A 19,377-nucleotide genomic window follows, 5' to 3' on the forward strand; every position below is an offset into this window, starting at 1 on the left:
CGTGGTCATTCTCCAAATAACGTCTGAACGGCTTTTTCTTGTGAGGGTTCTCTCATTAATGATTCACCTACAAGGACAGCACTCGCTCCATGTTTTTTGACAAAGGTCAGATCATCAAATGTTTGAATACCGCTTTCACTTACTAGCAAGACATCCTTTGGAACAAGTGGTGCAATCTCTTTTGTTTGCTCAACTGTTGTTTTAAATGTCTTTAAATTTCGGTTATTCACGCCAATGATTTCGGGGGTGAATAGGTTTAAGATATGTTCCAGTGTATCTGCTGCATGAACTTCGACAAGAATATCTAGTCCTTTTTCCTTCGCTTCAGCATAGAATTCATGCAGCTGTTGCGGTTCAAGTACTTCCCCAATTAATAAAATGGCATCTGCACCGATACGTCTTGACTCTTCTATTTGTATGGAATCGATGATAAAGTCTTTTCTTAAAATTGGACGTGCGACGTGTTCTTTAATTAAGGAAAGATACTCGTTCTTCCCTTGAAAAAATGGTTCATCTGTTAAGACTGATAAGCAATCAGCATTCGATTTTTCGTAGGCTTTTGCTGTTTGCAGAGGATCAAAATTTGGCTGAATGATTCCTTTGGAAGGAGAAGCCTTTTTCACCTCAGCAATCAGCCCAATCGAGCGGTGAGGGTTCATGAGTGCTTCTTTAAATGATCGTCTTTCAAAGTGTCCATCCACAGGTAACTGCAACGTTTGGATATGTTCTTTTTTGCGTGCAATGATTTGATTAAGCATAGATCTCTTCCTCTTTCGTTTTTTGTTTTAAACGAGCCAATTGTTCTTTGGCTGCTCCGTTTTTAATCGTTTCTAATGCTTTTAATGTTCCTGCCATGAGGCTTTCTGACTTGCCCGCGACATATAAAGCCGCCCCGGCATTCAGAGCTGTAATATGAAGCGGCGCCCCTCCTGTTTGATGATTCAATATATTCTGAATCAATTTCGCACTCTCTTCCGGTGATTGGACCTGAATATCTGATAAGTATCCTTTTTCCAGTCCAAAGTCTTCTGGGTTTAGCGTATATTCTGTCATGGCACCTTTTTTGAGTTCAATCACATATGAATTGGCTGTAATCGTTAGTTCATCCAGCCCGTCTTCCCCGCATACAAACAGGACATGCTCTGGCTCTAATGGGGCAAGGGCTTCCGCCATTAATTTTGCCTTTTCCTTTGCATACACACCGATGATTTGCTTTTTGGCTTGCATCGGGTGGCAAAGCGGTCCTAATAGATTAAATACCGTCCGGAAGCCTAGCTGCTTGCGGACTGCTGCTACTTGTTTCATAGATGAATGGTACAGTGGTGCAAATAAAAAGCCCATGTTTTTTTCTTGTATTTGCCTTCTTGTTTCTTCTGGAGTGGATTGAATGTGAATCCCAAGACACTCTAGCACGTCGGCACTTCCGCTTTTAGAAGAGACTGAGCGATTTCCGTGTTTTGCGATTTTAGCACCAGCGGCGGAAGCTACAATAGCAGCTGCAGTTGATATATTAAATGTGGAGAGTCCATCGCCTCCTGTGCCGCATGTGTCAACGACATCAAGCGATCTTTCCGCTGGTTCTACTTTTTGCCGCATGGCCCTCACGAAGCCTGTCATTTCTTCAGCGGTTTCTCCTCTATGCGCTAAAATCGATAGACTTGCAGCGACTTCAGCATCTGTTAAAGAGCCGCTCATCATATCATGCATTAGTCTATGTGCTTCATTTTCTGATAGGAAGCCTCCGTTAACAAGAGCTGATAGTCGCTGATTCATCCTGCACACTCTCCTTTTCTGAGAAAATATGTTCAGCAAGCTGAATGGCCCTCAGAAGCGCTCCTGCCTTGTTACATGTCTCTTCCCATTCATTTTCTGGCACAGAATCTGCGACAATGCCAGCGCCTGCTTGTATGGAAGCGATCTGATTTTTGACGCTCATGGTACGAATGGTAATACAAGAGTCGATATTGCCGTCGAACCCAATATAGGCAATACAGCCGCCATACGTTTCCCTTGGCTCAGGCTCCATTTCATTTAATAATTGCATCGCTCTTATTTTCGGTGCCCCTGTTAATGTGCCTGCTGGAAATGCGGACATGAGTGCATCAACTGGGTGTGTATCCTGCTTTAGCTTCCCTGTCACAATGGAGATGATGTGCATGACATGTGAAAAGTTCACAACTTTTGTAAAGGTCGGTACGGACACGCTGCCGTATTCTGCTACGCGACCGACATCATTTCTGGCTAGATCTACTAACATGTAATGTTCTGCTTTTTCTTTCTCATCTTCTAGCAGCTCTCTTGCCAGTGCGGCGTCCTCTTCTTTTGTTGCTCCTCTTTTTCTAGTGCCTGCAATAGGATGAATTTCTAGGTGCCTATTTTTGGCATGAATTAATCGTTCTGGTGAGCTTCCGACTAAATCACGGTCTTTTAATTTCATAAAATACATGTATGGAGATGGATTCACAATGCGAAGCACACGGTATAATTCAAATGAACTCACTGACACTGGGATATCAAAGCGCTGTGAGAGTACGCCTTGAAAAATATCACCCGCTCGAATGTATTCTTTGATTTTTTCTACGTCCTTTAGAAATTGTGTTTTTTCATAGGTTGATGTCACATGTTCAAAGGACGGTGATTCGTTCATATTCCCTGATAAAATCAGTTCTTTCATATCAATCTTTGTGTGGAGCTTGTGAATCATCTGTTCAAGCCGCTTTTGATTTTCTTTGTAAGCTCGTATTTTTTCGTCTTCTGTTTCATTTCCGGTTAGCTGGGTGTATTGGATAAAATGAACATGATTCGTTTCATGATCAAAGGCAATCATCGTTTGGCAGACAAATAGTGTACAATTGTCTGTCGTTGGTGCGCTTAGATGCGGCCTGACAGATGGTTCAATGCTTGGAATAAGATCGTAACTTAAGTACCCAACTGCCCCGCCTGTAAACGGGATGTCAACGTCTGGTGTCTTGATTTGATATTGCTCTTTCATCCAGTCTAATAAGTCTTTCAGTTCTTGTTTTTTCATGACCTCCTGCCCTGCCGCGTCACGTGCAATATATTCGTTTTGATCATCATGTAAGGTTAAAAAAGGATGTAATCCGATGAAGGAATATCTCGACCAGCTAGAAGACTCATCTTTGCTTTCTAGTAGATACACAATATCTGCCTTGAGTTTTTCGACAATTTGAATCGGTGAGAGCGTATCAACTGTAATGGTTTCAACAATCGGGATCGTTTTGTGGGACTCGCTGTCCCTTAAAAATCGGGTCAAATTTGATTGGGAATTCATAAGCACACTCCTTAAATGGGATTAAGGAGAATGAGGGGACATATAGAGGGTTTGTATGAGTATACGAAATAAGCCTAAAAGAGGGGTGCTCTTTTAGGCAGTATGATGAAATAGACGTATCGTATCTCTGCTCAACTCTACTCATCTCAACTACCCTAGTCTCATTCTCATCTTCTCTAAACTTGCAATGCCGTTTACACCTGTGTGTAAACTTCGGCTGTTCATATCGTATTATAATTCCTTGTTTTTTGTCAACTGTAAATCAGGGCGAAGCGTCACAGCTTCTTCCAAGTACACATGCTGCACATCTTCCTGCTTTGTGTCTGTTTGGACCGTCATTAACACACGAATACAATGTTTTAAACCGCCTTGAATGTCCAGCTCCTGCATACAAGTAACAGGCACATACGTCCACCCTTCAAACTGACGAAGGGCTTTTGCCGGAAAAACGGAGTGAATATCTTGTGTAGCTGAAATTAAGATCTGCACGACACGTTCTGGATCTACTTGATTTCTTGAAATAATCGCTTCTAGCAGCTGTTTCGTTTTGTTTAACACTTCTGTTTCTGTATCTTCTGTCACAGTTGTAGCCCCACGTATCCCGCGAAACATCATAGACATCCCTCCTCCCGTTTCCATTCTTCGAGCCATTGATGCAGATCATCTTTTGTGAAAGACTGCAAGACAGCATCTCCAACCTGTTTTAATAAAACAAATTGAACGGTTCCACCTCTTGCCTTTTTATCACCAATCATCCGGTCAACAAATGTTTTCGTGGAAATATCTTGAGTGACTTGTACCGGAAATCCGAGTTCTTTCATCCACTCTTTTAGTTCCGTCCGATTGAGGCTGAGTCCCAGCTTCTTTTCGCTCACATATAGCGCAAACTGCATGCCGATTGCAATAGCATCTCCGTGTGTAATAACGCCGTATCCATACTCTGCTTCAATGGCATGCCCAAGTGTATGACCTAAATTCAAAAATGCACGCACGCCTTGTTCTCTTTCGTCTTTTTGAACAATCGACGCTTTGACCTCAATCCCTTGATACAGCATATGTGCCAGCTGGCTCCTTGAACATTCCGCCAAAGAACGAATAGACATCAGCTCTGATAAAAAGTCTTCACTTGAAATGAGGGCATGTTTGATGACCTCAGCAAAGCCTGACCTCATTTCAGTTTGAGATAGTGTCTCAAGCATGCTCGTATCATAGATCACGGCTTTCGGCTGATGAAAGGCACCAATTAAATTTTTACCGAGCGGGTGGTTAATCCCCGTTTTCCCGCCAACTGCACTGTCATGTGCCAGTAGTGTCGTCGGAACTTGAATAAAATCAATGCCTCTCATATAACTAGCAGCAACAAAGCCAGCCAAATCGCCAATTACGCCGCCTCCAAGCGCAATGATGCACGAGGAGCGATCCAGCTGAAACTGAATGGCCTTCGTATGAATATGCTCAAACTCAGCAAAAGATTTCGACTGCTCTCCGCTTGGCACAACCACTTTATGCACAGACCACTTCTGCTTAAGTAATCGAACCATTTCATCACCGTAAATGGCATCAACCGCTGTATCTGTCACGATTAAGAGCTTCGTATAGGAATGCCCCGTGGAAGTCATCAAGTCGACGATATTGCGTTTAATCCCATCACCGATGTATACAGGATAAGTGGCTGAAGACGTCTTAACTTCCAGTATTTTCATTAAAATTCCCTCTGAAGCTGGCGCATTTTGTCAACATTTTCTTTAATGCGGTCAATTTGATCAAGGCCAAACTGCTCCACTACAGCATTGGCGATTTCCCAAGCCACGACTGCTTCTGCGACAACACTTGCGGCAGGAACAGCACAGCTGTCAGAACGCTCAATGCTTGCAGAGAAAGGTTCTTTTGTTTCAATGTCAACGCTTTGAAGCGGTTTGTAAAGCGTTGGGATTGGTTTCATGACCCCTCTTACGACAATTGGCATACCAGTTGACATTCCGCCTTCAAGACCACCTAAGCGATTTGTTTTTCTCGTATAGCCCTTTTCTTCATCCCAGATGATTTCATCATGGACCTCACTACCATTTTTAGAAGCCGCCTCGAAGCCGATACCAAATTCGACCCCTTTAAAAGCATTGATACTCAGAACAGCACCTGCAAGCTTGCTGTCTAATTTGCGGTCATAGTGAACATAGCTTCCGACTCCAACCGGCATTCCTTCAACGATGACTTCCACAATTCCGCCAATTGAATCACCGTTTTTCTTCGCTTCATCAATGGCATCCATCATTTTTTGACCTGCTTCACTGTCGTAGCAGCGAACAGGTGACTCTTCCGTGACCTTTTGCAAATCTTCAATTGATTCATATGCCGTTTGAGCTGCTTTCACTCCGCCAATTTCAAGAACGTGGCCAGCTACCTTGATTCCTAAATGAGCCAAGATTTGTTTAGCGACTGCGCCTGCTGCTACGCGCACGGTTGTCTCACGGGCTGATGAACGCTCTAATACGTTTCGCATATCACGATGTCCATATTTAATCGCACCATTTAAATCCGCATGTCCTGGTCTAGGGCGTGAAATTTGACGCTTCATTTCACTCTCTTCTTCTTCTGTGATCGGCTCTGCCCCCATCACTTTTGTCCAATGCTTCCAGTCGTTGTTTTCAACGACAAGTGCAATAGGAGAACCTAATGTTTTCCCGTGACGAACACCACTTAACACTTTCGCTTGGTCTTTTTCAATCTGCATTCTTCTGCCGCGGCCGTGACCTTTTTGTCTTCTAGCCAATTCATAGTTGATGTCATCCTGCTCTATGTAAAGTCCCGCTGGAACGCCTTCAATAATTGTGGTCAATTGTGGACCATGTGATTCACCTGCTGTTAAGTATCTCATGACTTGATCTCCCTTCATCGCATTAACGCTTTTAAGTAAAACTATGATAACACACTTACTACTAAAAAGTCAGCTACAACCCCTTCTTTTGATAAAAGAAAGTATCAGCTGATGTGAGTCCAAACTTTTCTGGATGAAAAATTTGTTCAGTTGAACCAACAAATAATACGCCATTTGGTTTTAAACTGCTGCTCATTTTCCTGTAAATCTCTTCTTTTGCCTCTTCTGTAAAGTAGATAAGGACATTTCGGCACACGATAAGATCAAGCTGTTTTTCATAAGGGTCTGCTAAAAGGTTGTGTTTTTTAAATTGAATGTGCTTTCGCACCTCATCCTTCACAGTGTAAAATGAAGAATCTTCTTTTGTGAAATATTTTTGCTTGATTTGATCTGGTACCTCTTGCAGTGATCGTTCATGATATTTTCCTTTTTGAGCTGATTGCAGCACTTTATCATCAATATCAGTTGCAATAATTTGGAAGTCCTTCACAAGCGGATGGCTTGATAGCAGCATTGAGAGTGTATACGGCTCCTCTCCTGTCGAACATGCTGCACTCCATATTTTTAGGGTCCCGCTGTTTTTCAAAAGCAGCGGAAGAATTTTTTGATCAAGCACTTCCCAGCGTTGATAGTTTCGGTAAAATTCTGACACATTGATCGTCATTCGATCCATCGTCTCGTCTAATAGTGCTCTATCCTTTTCAAGGGCAGACGCGAACGCTTCAAAATCTCTATATCCTTTTTTATCATATAGTGACGTTAATCTTCGTTTCATTTGTGCTTCTTTATATAAATTCAGATCCACCCCGGTTAGTTTTTTCCATTTTCCGACAAATACTTGATATTGATCCATCAAAGTCCTCTCCTGTCTCATCTATCTTTGTCCTAGTATAGCTGTTTTTATCGAAAATTTGTATCTTCTCATGCGAAATTTCGTATAGAAATATTCATATAAAAAAGCCAAGGTGCTCAATTGATGAACACCTTGGCTTGAATTTTAATAAATCCAGCTTGAGATGGTTTGATCCCAGTTTGTGAGTTCTTCTTGTTTGAAGAACAAGTTGATTTCTCTTTCAGCACTTTCTGGTGAGTCTGAGCCATGGATAATGTTTTTTCCAACCGTCAATCCATAGTCTCCTCTTATTGTGCCCGGAAGCGCTTCCTTCGGGTTTGTTTTGCCGATAATCTGTCTTGTGACATCTACTACCTGCTCACCTTGCCATACCATTGCAAATACTGGTCCTGACGTAATAAAGTCAACCAATTCCCCGAAGAATGGTTTTTCTTTATGCTCTCCGTAATGTGTTTCTGCTACTTCTTTTGGAATGCTCATTAGTTTTGCACCAACAAGCTGAAGCCCTTTTTTTTCGAATCTTGACACAATTTCACCGATTAATTGTCTTTCCACACCATCAGGTTTGACCATAAGAAATGTTTTGTCCATATACGTTCTCCACCCCGTCGTTTATGTATGTATAGGCTTACATTGTTACAAAGTGATCGTATCATTTTTTTATATAATAATCAATTTTTGACAAAAAATTTCACAAAAAAACCAATCAACAATATGTTGATTAGAATTTTCGTTTTCCAATATATTTGGCAATGGAAGCGAGTGACGTTTTCGCTCGTCCTCGAGGAAGTTTGTCTAGCTGTTCGAATGCCTTTTTCAAATACATTTCACTCACTCGAATCGAGCGGTCGATCGCATCTGTTTGTTTGAGGTGTTCAATCACAGGTTTTAGCTGGGTTTCCGTTGTTTCACTATTAATCAGCTTTAATTGTCCTTCGAGTGTAGGATTCTTCAGTGCATATAAGACCGGGAGTGTGACATTTCCTTGTAAAAGGTCTCCTCCAACAGGCTTACCAAGCTCTTCTTCAGTTGATGTGAAATCAAGCACATCATCAATGATCTGATAGGACATACCGACATAGTAGCCAAACCAGTAAAGGGCTTTATGTGTTTTCTCATCTGTACCTGCTGCTATCGCACCTAACTGACAGCTGCCTGCAATGAGCAAGGCTGTTTTTCGTTTGATTCTTCTTAGATATGTACGTAGGTTTTGATCCATATTGTATTTGTCTTTCACTTGCTCGATTTCACCAAGACAGAGCTCGACGACCATCTTTGACAAAATTTCATGCGCCATTGGGTGATTGATCTTTGTCATATACTCAAGAGATCTTGCAAACATATAATCTCCTGTGTACATGGCAATTCGATTGTCCCATTTTGCCTTAATCGTTGGCTTGCCTCTTCTCAGCTCTGCATCATCAATAACATCATCGTGAACGAGCGATGCCATATGAATGAGCTCAAGCGCAACGGCAACATATTTAATTTTATTAATGTCATAGTCGCCAAACATGCCTGAAAGGAGAACAAAAACGGGGCGGATTCGTTTTCCGCCCGCTTGCAGCAAATGAAGACCCGCTTCACTTAATAATGCATAATCAGAGCGAACTGTTTGTTCAAGCTCTTTTTCAATAATATCGATATCATGATTTAAAAAAGAGATCATTGCTTTTAGTTTCATTATTTTCACCCAAATATCGTTTATTCAAAGCTTCTTTCCGATATGTGTTGCTGCTACACCGCCTGTAAATGGATGATACGAGACATCAGACAGACCCGCCTCTTCGAAAAGAGCCGCCAGTTCTTTCATGCCAGGGAACGCTTTGGCTGATTCTTGAAGCCATGAATACTCCTGATAGCTTTTGGCAAACAGTTTACCAAAGAGCGGCATGATGTATTTGAAATAGACATAGTAGCCTTGTTTAAACCCAATCATTTCAGGTTGCGATGTCTCTAGACAGACAACCATTCCACCAGGCTTCACGACTCTTGTCATTTCTTTTAGCACTGTTAAGTAATCAGGGACGTTCCGTAGGCCAAAACCGATCGTGACATAATCAAATGTGTTGTCCTCAAAAGGAAGCTCCATCGCATTGCCGTGAAGCAATTCAATTTGATTATAGCCCCCAGTCTTCACCTTCGTTTCTCCAACACTCAGCATATTTTTACTAAAATCAAGGCCTTTGACTTCGCCTTTGTCTCCAACAGCATCAGCAAGCGCAATGGTCCAATCGGCTGTTCCGCAGCATACGTCTAATGCTTTGGCTCCTTTTTGAACATTCATCAGTTTCATTGTTTTATCGCGCCACTTTTTATGCTGCTTAAAGCTGATGACGGAGTTCATTTGATCATAGTTTTTATAAATTTTTTCAAATACACCGTGTACTCGCTGTTCTTTTGATTGCTGCATGACTTACCCTTCTTCCACTTTCTGATGATACGCAGGTTCATTTTTCATATGATCCAGGCGATTTAATAGCTCTTTTTGAACGACCGGAGATGAAACAAGATGCTCCTTGATGGATCGTTTGGCCTTTTCATAGCCTTCATTCTCAAAGTTGTCAAAACATGTATAGGCGTCCGTATAGCTATCGTTCAAAAAAAGTTTTAAATGTTTGTCATCTTCTGCTTGTTTCATGAAACGCTTATAAACAAGGAAACGACTTGCAATCTCATTCCAATGCGTTAAATGAAAATGCTCAGAAACCCTTTGGAATAACGCAGACTCAACCGTTGCTACACTTTTGTAAAAGTGCGCCGCATCTTGAATGGATCGATCATACAGTCTAATTTTATGTTCATTGATTTCTTTGATCGCCGTTGCGAGCGTGCGAATCATGTAGATGTCTTTCATGTCAGAGAGAAGAGAATAATAGAGACCGCTGAAATAGTCTCCTGCCAGGATCGTCAGCTGACGATTTTTGAATTCGTCTTGTTTGATCGCTGCAGCAGTTGTGACTTCGTCATGGGTATCAAGGGCAATTTGCACAAGCATCGCCGTTAAAATATAATTTTCTTTTTTCTCTGCATCAATTTGAGCTTCATCAAACATTGCATGAAAAAGAAGGAGCTTATCTTCATCGATGAGTGGCGCACGTAAATGTTTCGCCAAATAAGGATGAGAAAGCTTTTTATTTAATTTTATATTTAGATTAGATAAAATTCCGTAGATGTCTTGCAAAGATATCACCCTTGTCCCAAAAATTACAGTTTCATATGTAGCCCTGCACATTGTATAGAGATTTATTATACCATATCAGCTCTCACTTTTATGCTATCAAGTGCACTCAAGTATTTATTTCTTTGCTTCGCTTTGAATTTCTCCGAAGCTTGTTTGAATGACAGCATCGCCTCTTACCTTGATCGCTGACGTATGCTCAGTAAATTGTGCAATGATGACTTCACCTTTATCGAGCTTTTCGGAATGGTGAAATCTTGTATCAGAGCCTCTAGTTAAGCCGATGACATTAACACCATTTTCATTGGCTTTAATCACTACAAAATCAGATGCTTTATTTTCACTCAATCTGTTCACCTTCCATCTATCTATTGAATTAGTCGTTTTTAATAAAGGAAAGTACTTCTGCTCTTGCCGCTGCATCATTTGCAAATGTACCGCGTACTGCTGAAGTCACTGTTTTTGCGCCTGGCTTTTTCACTCCGCGCATCGTCATACACATATGCTCTGCTTCAACGACAATCATCACGCCATGCGGATTGAGTGTTTCCACCATACTATCTGCAATGGTTGATGTGATGCGTTCCTGAAGCTGCGGGCGTTTGGCAACAGCCTCTACAGCTCTTGCAAGTTTGCTAAGTCCTGTCACTTTTCCGCCGCGCGGAATATAAGCGACATGCGCTTTTCCGTAAAAAGGTACAAGGTGGTGTTCACACATTGAATGGAAAGCAATATCTTTTACAAGAACGAGTTCTTCGTGGTCTTCACCAAAAATGGTTTTAAAATGTTCTTTTGGATCTTCATTTAATCCCGAGAACACTTCTTCATACATTTTTGCTACTCGTTTAGGGGTATCAAGAAGTCCTTCACGATCTGGATCTTCTCCGATGGCTTTTAATATATCGCGTACTGCGTGTTCGATTAGTTCTTTATTTATTTCACTCATGTATTATATCCTCCAAAGGCGATTACATTTCAATCAGATTCTAGCACACTTCAGATCCTAAAAGCAAAGGAGAGCGTTCTAAACGAACCTTTTGATTCAAAAGGAAAAGCCCCTTATGAAAGGGGCTTTTCTAGACCAGTGTGAAACTGTATATGTATAACTCCTGCAATAGGATCATTACACATAACGATTATTTACCTGCCACCGCGTCTTTAAGTGCTTTACCTGGTTTGAAAGCAGGTACTTTGCTTGCAGGGATTTCGATCTCTGCACCAGTTTGTGGGTTACGTCCTTTACGAGCTGAACGCTCACGTACTTCAAAGTTACCAAAACCGATAAGTTGGATTTTGTCACCATTTTTAAGTGCATCTAAAATTGTATCAAAAACAGAATCAACTGCTTTTGTCGCGTCTTTTTTAGATAACTCGCTTGCTTCAGCAACCGCGTTAATAAGTTCTGTCTTGTTCATGCCTTTCACCTCCTCCCAAAAATATGCATTCAGTAGATTGTTATCATTTCTTCACAATTCATCTTCTTTCTATACACTTTTTTCGAAAAAAAGAGCGTCTAGAAAGCGGTATACATGGCTTTTCATTAGAAAACAACTCTTTGAAGGAATGTTTGTCCAACAAAGTGAAGATTTTCTGTAAGTAGATTAACACATATGAAATACCATATCAAGCATTTTAAAGGGAAGAATCCTTATTCGTCAAGGATTAAGGGCACTTTTACGAACGAATATTCCTAATTTCAGCCTGAATCTGACTAATCTTTATACAATTGTCTTTTTATGACTCATTCCTTACGCAAAAAAAGACCCCTGTCAATGAGAGGTCTCACATGCTATAGAATAATCGCGATCAAACCGCCTGATCCTTCGTTGATGATTCTTTCAAGTGTTTCTTTCAGTTTATATCTTGCATTTTCTGGCATCAGTGACAGCTTTGCTTGAATGCCTTCTCTGACAAGGGAGCTGAGTGAGCGCCCAAATATATCTGAATTCCAAATCGAAAGCGGATCATCTTCAAAGTCTTGCATTAAGTAGCGGACGAGCTCTTCACTTTGTTTCTCTGTTCCGATAATCGGTGCAAATTCACTTTCTACATCTACCTTAATCATATGAATAGATGGCGCAACCGCCTTTAGTCTTACGCCAAATCTCGAGCCCTGCCTAATGATTTCTGGCTCATCTAAACTCATATCTGACAAGGCCGGGGCCGCAATTCCGTATCCCGTCTGCTTCACCATTTTTAAGGCATCTGATACTTGATCATATTCTGTCTTCGCATGCGCAAAATCTTGCATGAGCTCTAGAAGATGGTCTTTCCCTCTAATTTCTACACCAACCACTTCTTTTAGAATATGATCATATAGATCATCTGGGGCGTACAGGTCAATCTCCGCAATCCCTTGACCCATTTCAATCCCTGCTAAGCCCGCTCTTTCAATAAAGTCAAATTCACTGAACTGGCCAACAACACGGTCAACATCTCTTAATCTTTTAATATCCTTTACGGTTTCCTTCACTGAGTCCTGATAGCTTTCTCTCAGCCAATGATCTTCTTTCAGCACCATGACCCAGCTTGGCAGGTTCACATTCACCTCTAGGACTGGGAATTCATATAATGCTTCACGAAGCACACTAAGGACGTCTTGCTCTCTCATACTTTCTACACTCATGGAAAGTACTGGAATATCATATTTTTGGCTCAGTTCCTGCCGCAGCGCTTCTGTTTCAGGATGATAGGGTCTCACAGAGTTGATCACCATAATAAACGGCTTTCCTACCTCTTTGAGTTCATCAATCACACGTTCTTCAGATTCAATATAATCATGTCTTGGAATTTCTCCAATAGAACCATCCGTTGTAATCACAACACCGATGGTTGAATGCTCTTGAATGACCTTGCGTGTGCCAATTTCCGCTGCTTCATGGAACGGAATTGGCTCTTCATACCACGGCGTGTTGATCATTCTTGGACCATTTTCATCTTCATACCCGCGCGCACCAGGGACTGTGTATCCTACACAATCGACAAGCCTGATGTTGACATCAAGACCGTCACTCACATGAATCGATGCCGCTTGATTCGGTACAAATTTTGGCTCAGTGGTCATAATGGTTTTTCCTGCTGCGCTTTGCGGCAATTCATCCTGTGCTCTTGCACGATCTGCCTCATTATTGATATTCGGGAGCACCACGAGCTCCATAAACTTTTTAATAAACGTAGATTTCCCTGTACGAACAGCGCCAACGACTCCTAAATATATATCGCCTCCTGTTCGTTCAGCGATATCCTTGAAAATATCGACTTTTTCCAAGTGATCCCCTCCCGGACTTGCTATCCTCGTTTTCAAATAAAATACTCTATTCTTCAATCAAACTTGCTTGAAAGGTGTCTGGACAATATATGTGTATGACGTTGTCCTATTTGAATATGACACCTTTTTTTGTTTTGAGAGTATGTTTAGCCATAAAAAAACCTTTCTCCTCATTTATATGCAGAGGAAAAAGGTTCATTCTTGTTTATGACGTCTTTTTTTCTAAAAAGTCAGGCTCACCTTTTTTGTTGATGGTATATGGGACAGAAAACGCGGGTACAAACGGGGTTTCCTGCCAATAGACATCTTGAATGTTTTCACCTGGTTTCAGCTTTCGTTTCGTATTCTTCAAAATATGAGCAAAATCACTGCGGTAATCCACATAGATTTCGCCATTTGATGAAATCAGTAATGGGAGGGAATTCCCTGTCACCGGGCTCATGACCGTAGGCGGCGATTTTAAGCCTAGCTTTTTTTCATTTAACGTATATAAATTGTTTGATACTACTTTGCCGTATGGCGGATATGTATGTTCATCTTGATATATCTTGATTCTAAGCCGTAATTCACTGATAGTTTGCGTCATTTTGACATCAAGCAGTTTCACAGTTGGGTTTTTTTCGACGTCTGTGAGGACATACATATATTCCCCTCCGCCTTCAAAGGATGTAGACGGTACATCGTGTAAATATCTTGGTGACAAGCGCTTAAAGTCGATGACGTACTTTTGATAAACCGGCGTGTCTGCTTCTTTCGTTTCAATCGGCAAAAGACCATTTGTTGCTTTTTGAAATTCCTCAATCGCTGTCTGAACGCTTTGCAGCTGCTCTTCGTACGGCACACGGTTTTCAGTTTTGCGATTTTCTGGATACAGACATCCTGTTAGTAAAATAAGTGCTAACAACGTGACACTGACTTTTGCTTTGATCATCACATTCTTCCTTTTTCTTTATTCATTGACCGGCCCGCTAAATACAACTAAAAACACAATGATACCTGATATCAGCATCAAGCTGTATGCGACGGTCGAGGCTGTTATTTTAAGAAACCGGCTCTTCAGCTTAAATCGACTGAAATAAATGGTTACTACAGCTAAAAACATGAGCCCCATTGAACCAAGTGCAAACCACATCTTGATTAAAGCAAAACTCATCGTGCCTGTCCCCCTTTAAAACGAACAAATTGTAAGCGTTTATATTTCATTCTAAACCAAAAATAAGGTAAATATCAATCATTTTTCCAATCATTCAGAAAAAAGCGCATAAAAAAACTGAAGCAAAGAGGGGGACTCCGCTTCAGTCATTAGGTCGACTATTTTTCCTCATTCTGTAGAGGCAAAGCTCTATTCAAACTTCATTGCTATGTTATGCAAGTCTTCCCCTTCTTGCATCCTCTACATGCCTAAGTTCAGTCTTCCATTTATTTTGTTTGGTTTTCAAACATGTTCACAAGGTCTTCCATTTCATGTGTTTTCACACGTGCCATCAATGATTCGACCGCATCGTCGACCTTTTTCCCTTCAAACAGGACGTGGTAAAGCGCCTCTGTGATCGGCATGCTGACCTTGTATTCTTTGGAGAGCTGATAAGCGCCTTTTGTTGTACGGACGCCTTCGACGACCATCCCCATTTTTTCAAGCACTTCTTCAAGCTTATACCCTTTACCAAGCAGATTTCCGCAGCGCCAGTTACGTGAATGAACACTTGTACATGTCACGATCAAATCTCCAACGCCCGTTAAACCGGCAAATGTCAGAGGATTCCCTCCCATTTTTGTACCGAGACGTGCGATTTCAGCGAGTCCTCTAGTGATGAGCGCCGCTTTTGCATTGTCACCATATCCAAGCCCGTCTGTGATCCCTGCTGCAAGAGCAATGATATTTTTCAGTGCGCCGCCAATTTCTACACCAATCACATCAGGGTTTGTATAAACTCTAAAGTTGTTGTTCATGAACAAATCTTGAACAAATTGAGCCGCTTCAATATTTTCTGATGAGACAGTGACAGTTGTCGGGTGACGCAAGCCTACTTCCTCGGCGTGGCTCGGTCCTGATAAGACGACAACAGCTTCTCTTTTCTCATCCGGGACTTCTTGTTCAATCATTTGAGATATTCTCAGAAGTGTATCTGGTTCAATTCCTTTACTTACATGGACAAACGGCACTTTCGACGTAATCAGCTCATTTGCCTGCTTCAACACTTCACGAATGGCCTTTGTTGGCACAGCGACAATAATAGAGTCTGTCCCCTCTAACGCCTGCTTCATGTCTGTCGTCGCCTGAATGGACGCAGGCAGTGCGACATTTGGCAAGTAATCATGATTTTCATGTTTCTCATTGATTTGGTCAATGAGCTCTTGTCTATGTCCCCACATGTGTACATCATGATGATTATCAGCTAATACAAGAGCAAGGGCTGTTCCCCAGCTTCCTGCTCCAAGTACTGAAATTTTCTTCATTCTGCTCACCCTTTTTATTTTCTCGCTCTCGCAAATATTTTAATCGGTGTTCCTTCAAAACCAAACGCATCTCGAATGCGATTTTCTAGGAAACGTTCATAAGAAAAGTGCATAAGCTCTGGATCGTTTACAAATACAACAAAGGACGGAGGCTTAATCGCCACCTGTGTCGCATAGTAAATTTTCAGGCGCTGTCCATTATGAGTCGGCGTTGGATTCATTGCTACTGCATCCATGATGATATCGTTCAAAATATTCGTTTGAACGCGCATCGCATGATTTTCACTAGCTGTAATAATGGACGGCATTAACGTATGAATTCTCTTTTTCGTGAGAGCAGACATAAACAAGACAGGAGCATAATCTAGGAATTGAAAATGCTCACGAATGTTTTGCTCAAATTCCTTCATCGTACGCTCATCTTTTTCAACAGCGTCCCATTTGTTCACAACGATCACAACGGCTTTACCAGCTTCGTGTGCATAGCCCGCAATACGTTTATCCTGCTCAATAATGCCTTCTTCACCGTCTAGAACAACAGCGACAACATCAGAACGATCAATGGCTTTTAATGCACGAAGCACACTGTATTTCTCTGTTGTTTCGTATACTTTTCCTTTTTTTCTCATACCTGCTGTATCAACAATGACAAAATCACGCTGATTATACGTAAACATCGTATCGACAGCATCTCTTGTTGTACCAGCGATGTTGCTGACAATGACGCGGTCTTCTCCGAGCATCGCATTCACTAAAGAAGATTTCCCTACATTCGGGCGACCGATTAAGCAGAACTGGACAACTTGTTCGTCATACTGCGTATCTGGTAAGTTCTTAAAGTGTTCTGCAACAGCATCAAGTAGATCACCAAGACCTAATCCGTGCGTTCCAGAAATCGGATATGGCTCGCCAAACCCTAGTGCATAAAAGTCATACACGTCACTTCTCATTTCAGGGTTGTCCAGTTTATTGACAGCAAGTACAACTGGCTTTTTCGTGCGATATAAAATTTTTGCGACTTCTTCATCCGCTGATGTCACACCATCTCGGCCATTCACCATAAAGATAATGACATCCGCTTCATCCATTGCAATTTCTGCTTGATGGCGAATTTGCGCTAAAAATGGCTCATCTCCAATATCAATTCCACCAGTATCTATTAAGTTAAAGTCATAATTTAACCATTCAGCAGAGCTATAAATACGATCTCTTGTTACACCAGGTGTGTCTTCTACAATCGATATTCTTTCGCCTGCGATTCGATTAAAAATTGTAGATTTTCCAACGTTGGGCCTTCCAACAATGGCTACGACAGGTTTACCCATAGTACCCTTCCTTTCAATCCAGCCGCGATTCAATATGTTCATCATCATGTTTCAACCGGGATTTAAAATTTTCATTCAGTTTTATGAAATAAACCCTTCAAACATGAAGGGTTCAACTTATATATTATATCAATTTTTAATCAGACCACAATGAATAACTTAAAAATGTTTGACAATCAAGTAAAGATCTTCTCCAATTCCGTGTGCAATTCCATCTAAAATGGCCTCTAAATTCATGGCGTACATGTCGAGTTCTTCTTTATTTTCACAGAAAAAAACGGCTGTTCCGCCCATGACCCGCTCTTTATTTGTTGTAGCCACAGCGAGTATAAATTGTTCAATGGTGTTCGCCATGCCCTATTACCTCACTTTCTTTTTTATGAACTCTGTCGGCATTCTGATGGCATTTTCTAAAATGGGTACTTCTTCTAATACACGGACAGCGAGATCTTCACGATACCATTGCGGTAAAATGAACACGCCAAGTGTGCCGTTATTCAAATCACGCTTTGCGAGCGGACAGAGTGATGGTTCACCAGAGTCGCGATACACACCAAGTACATTGGATAAATCAAATAAAATGGCTTGCCGCTGCCCAAGGTTGGCAATCGTTGTGGCTGCGTTGAAATTTTTCGGTGTCAAAATAAAGCCCATCCCATGCTCTAATATGAGCTTTTGCTTTTCGGGCAGTCCGATATTCATGATGTAAATATCGTTCACATAGAGCCCTGCCCCATCAAAGCGAAGCTCTCCTTTTTGTATGTTGACAATATCCTTTAATTGGCTGCCAGACATTAATAGCTTTGCCAAGAAAAAACAAAGAATACCGACCACTGTCCCAATAACGAGCGAGAAGAAAATACAGGCTGTGGTCGTAATCAGTGCCGTGAGAATCGCAATATAATTTCGGCTTTCAAAGGCAATGGCAATGCCTTCTATATATGTACTGCCTCTTGAGACTAGCTCATATGAATCCATTTGAGTTAACGTATTTCTTTCCATATTGCGGACATCTCGGAATTGCGTGGCCGCCAGCGTGAGAAAGGTAATCGCCGTAAATTCCTCCTGAATGAGTGCAGGCATAATGATCGCACCAAGCCCTGAAGCGATAAAACCAAGCGCAATGTGAATCACTTGTCCATGAATATACGTAGGGTATTGCCGGTAATCTGTTCTTAACATATAAAGCCTGGCCGCCATCCCAAAGATGACACCAATAATCACAGGAAACGTATAATCCGTCATGTTGATTTTGCAGCCCCTTTTACTGGTTTTCTTGATGAACGGGCGTTCAAGAGCTTTTCAAGCTGATCGACACCTAATAGGAAGATGGACCCTTGAACAACAAGGGACAGAAAAGAGAGATCTCCTATGACAATCGATGATGTCAGGCGGTGAATTGTGAGCGCATAAAGAGCTTCGCCAAGACATACAGCCATCATCCATAAGGTGACTCGTTCTGTGAAATGATGTCCATATGTCAAAGACATCAAGATCAGCAAGGCAAATACGACCCAATCCACTTTTATTAGCGTGAACCAAACCGGATCATATAATGCAAAAATCATAAAAAAGGCATATGCGCTCACCATAGAACCTAATTGTATGATTCTCATTATTTTATGCCCAGACCGGAATATAACGAAACCCGCACATGCATATAAAAAGGTCATCAAGTACCCCGCATTCAGGCTCATATCAAATATGGATATCATGAAATGACTACATATAATATGGACAAGGACAAAGACGCCTAGCACATTGCGCCATGAGCTTTTTTCCATAATAAATGTCACGATAATCCAAACGAACCATATGGACCAATAATAGTACAAAGCCTCCAACGTCTCATCACCTCAATTACATTATGGGAAAATCCCCAATTTTTAAACGTAAGAGATCGCTTTGGGCATTGTATGAAATAAACAAGAGGTGACACCCTAATGGTTGAGGAGGGATGTATGATGGGAAAAGATAGACAGGAAAAACGCTTAAAGGCATCAAAAAGAGTGGAATCTGACCGTGATCAATCCATTCATTATAAAGGGGCAACAGCATTAGAAGGTCCAGATAGTGCGCGAAAAAGAAATCAATAAAAAAAAGCATGTGATGACCACATGCCTTAG

Annotated in this window: 23 protein-coding genes; 1 reads left to right on the top strand and 22 read right to left on the bottom strand. The window is 41.4% G+C overall.

All coding sequences use genetic code 11. The annotated features are described in order from the left end of the window. Positions 1-5 precede the first annotated feature (5 nt). The 22 genes from trpC to MHH41_RS18890 all read right to left on the bottom strand — a co-directional run bounded on the left by trpC (position 6) and on the right by MHH41_RS18890 (position 19,095). Positions 6-758: an indole-3-glycerol phosphate synthase TrpC gene (gene trpC / locus MHH41_RS10195; protein WP_050943846.1), complete on the bottom strand. Its 753-nt coding sequence runs from the start codon at positions 756-758 to the stop codon at positions 6-8. Beyond that, entirely contained in the window at positions 751-1,773 is a 1,023-nt protein-coding gene (gene trpD, locus MHH41_RS10200) for an anthranilate phosphoribosyltransferase (protein WP_050943845.1), read from the bottom strand. The genes trpC and trpD overlap by 8 nt, the downstream gene beginning before the upstream one ends. Then, positions 1,745-3,292 (bottom strand): anthranilate synthase component I, encoded by a 1,548-nt coding sequence (trpE, locus tag MHH41_RS10205; protein WP_050943844.1) that lies wholly within the window; start codon positions 3,290-3,292, stop codon positions 1,745-1,747. Before trpE ends, trpD begins: the two co-directional genes overlap by 29 nt. A gap of 231 nt (positions 3,293-3,523) precedes the next feature. Next, positions 3,524-3,907 (bottom strand): chorismate mutase, encoded by a 384-nt coding sequence (gene aroH / locus MHH41_RS10210; protein WP_034661065.1) that lies wholly within the window; start codon positions 3,905-3,907, stop codon positions 3,524-3,526. Further along, positions 3,904-4,995: a 3-dehydroquinate synthase gene (gene aroB, locus MHH41_RS10215; RefSeq protein WP_050943843.1), complete on the bottom strand. Its 1,092-nt coding sequence runs from the start codon at positions 4,993-4,995 to the stop codon at positions 3,904-3,906. Before aroB ends, aroH begins: the two co-directional genes overlap by 4 nt. Beyond that, positions 4,995-6,167: a chorismate synthase gene (gene aroC / locus MHH41_RS10220; protein ID WP_050943842.1), complete on the bottom strand. Its 1,173-nt coding sequence runs from the start codon at positions 6,165-6,167 to the stop codon at positions 4,995-4,997. The genes aroB and aroC overlap by 1 nt, the downstream gene beginning before the upstream one ends. A 73-nt stretch (positions 6,168-6,240) precedes the next feature. Further along, positions 6,241-7,020: a CheR family methyltransferase gene (locus tag MHH41_RS10225; protein ID WP_050943841.1), complete on the bottom strand. Its 780-nt coding sequence runs from the start codon at positions 7,018-7,020 to the stop codon at positions 6,241-6,243. A 144-nt stretch (positions 7,021-7,164) separates the two neighbouring features. After that, a complete protein-coding gene (gene ndk, locus MHH41_RS10230) occupies positions 7,165-7,611 on the bottom strand; it encodes a nucleoside-diphosphate kinase (protein WP_003216015.1) in 447 nt (148 codons plus the stop codon). Positions 7,612-7,741: 130 nt separating this feature from the next. Beyond that, entirely contained in the window at positions 7,742-8,704 is a 963-nt protein-coding gene (gene hepT / locus MHH41_RS10235; RefSeq protein ID WP_003215649.1) for a heptaprenyl diphosphate synthase component II, read from the bottom strand. Positions 8,705-8,728: 24 nt separating this feature from the next. Beyond that, positions 8,729-9,433, bottom strand: a complete 705-nt coding sequence (locus MHH41_RS10240; protein WP_003215527.1) for a demethylmenaquinone methyltransferase — start codon at positions 9,431-9,433, stop codon at positions 8,729-8,731. A gap of 3 nt (positions 9,434-9,436) precedes the next feature. Next, positions 9,437-10,204: a heptaprenyl diphosphate synthase component 1 gene (locus tag MHH41_RS10245; protein ID WP_340866274.1), complete on the bottom strand. Its 768-nt coding sequence runs from the start codon at positions 10,202-10,204 to the stop codon at positions 9,437-9,439. A 114-nt stretch (positions 10,205-10,318) separates the two neighbouring features. Then, positions 10,319-10,549 carry a trp RNA-binding attenuation protein MtrB gene (mtrB, locus tag MHH41_RS10250; RefSeq protein WP_003216082.1) on the bottom strand — a complete coding sequence of 77 codons (231 nt, stop codon included), beginning with the start codon at positions 10,547-10,549 and terminating at the stop codon, positions 10,319-10,321. Between the two features lie 28 nt (positions 10,550-10,577). Further along, the gene (gene folE / locus MHH41_RS10255) at positions 10,578-11,147 is read right to left on the bottom strand and encodes a GTP cyclohydrolase I FolE (RefSeq protein ID WP_003215789.1); all 570 of its coding nucleotides are present in this window, start codon (positions 11,145-11,147) and stop codon (positions 10,578-10,580) included. A gap of 190 nt (positions 11,148-11,337) precedes the next feature. Continuing rightward, entirely contained in the window at positions 11,338-11,616 is a 279-nt protein-coding gene (hbs, locus tag MHH41_RS10260) for a non-specific DNA-binding protein Hbs (RefSeq protein WP_003215863.1), read from the bottom strand. A gap of 374 nt (positions 11,617-11,990) precedes the next feature. After that, on the bottom strand, positions 11,991-13,469 hold the full coding sequence (spoIVA, locus tag MHH41_RS10265) for a stage IV sporulation protein A (RefSeq protein ID WP_003215616.1): 1,479 nt from the start codon (positions 13,467-13,469) through the stop codon (positions 11,991-11,993). 205 nt (positions 13,470-13,674) lie between these two features. Beyond that, positions 13,675-14,400: a hypothetical protein gene (locus tag MHH41_RS10270; protein ID WP_003215852.1), complete on the bottom strand. Its 726-nt coding sequence runs from the start codon at positions 14,398-14,400 to the stop codon at positions 13,675-13,677. Positions 14,401-14,418: 18 nt separating this feature from the next. Then, complete coding sequence (locus tag MHH41_RS10275; RefSeq protein ID WP_034318888.1) at positions 14,419-14,622, bottom strand: DUF2768 domain-containing protein; 204 nt, start codon at positions 14,620-14,622, stop codon at positions 14,419-14,421. A gap of 266 nt (positions 14,623-14,888) precedes the next feature. Then, on the bottom strand, positions 14,889-15,926 hold the full coding sequence (locus MHH41_RS10280) for an NAD(P)H-dependent glycerol-3-phosphate dehydrogenase (protein WP_253622465.1): 1,038 nt from the start codon (positions 15,924-15,926) through the stop codon (positions 14,889-14,891). A 14-nt stretch (positions 15,927-15,940) separates the two neighbouring features. Next, positions 15,941-17,251 (bottom strand): ribosome biogenesis GTPase Der, encoded by a 1,311-nt coding sequence (der, locus tag MHH41_RS10285; RefSeq protein ID WP_003215663.1) that lies wholly within the window; start codon positions 17,249-17,251, stop codon positions 15,941-15,943. Positions 17,252-17,410: 159 nt separating this feature from the next. Continuing rightward, on the bottom strand, positions 17,411-17,605 hold the full coding sequence (locus MHH41_RS10290) for a capping complex subunit for YIEGIA (protein WP_003215794.1): 195 nt from the start codon (positions 17,603-17,605) through the stop codon (positions 17,411-17,413). Between the two features lie 6 nt (positions 17,606-17,611). Next, the gene (locus MHH41_RS10295) at positions 17,612-18,496 is read right to left on the bottom strand and encodes a YIEGIA family protein (protein ID WP_003215905.1); all 885 of its coding nucleotides are present in this window, start codon (positions 18,494-18,496) and stop codon (positions 17,612-17,614) included. Continuing rightward, complete coding sequence (locus tag MHH41_RS18890; protein ID WP_436918019.1) at positions 18,493-19,095, bottom strand: YphA family membrane protein; 603 nt, start codon at positions 19,093-19,095, stop codon at positions 18,493-18,495. Before MHH41_RS18890 ends, MHH41_RS10295 begins: the two co-directional genes overlap by 4 nt. A gap of 120 nt (positions 19,096-19,215) precedes the next feature. Between MHH41_RS18890 and MHH41_RS10305 the strand changes: the two genes are divergently transcribed. After that, positions 19,216-19,347 (top strand): YpzI family protein, encoded by a 132-nt coding sequence (locus tag MHH41_RS10305; RefSeq protein ID WP_003215762.1) that lies wholly within the window; start codon positions 19,216-19,218, stop codon positions 19,345-19,347. Positions 19,348-19,377 lie beyond the last annotated feature (30 nt).

The sequence above is a fragment of the Bacillus sp. FSL K6-1145 genome (assembly GCF_038003425.1).
Classification (GTDB): Bacteria; Bacillota; Bacilli; order Bacillales; family Bacillaceae; genus Bacillus; species Bacillus pumilus.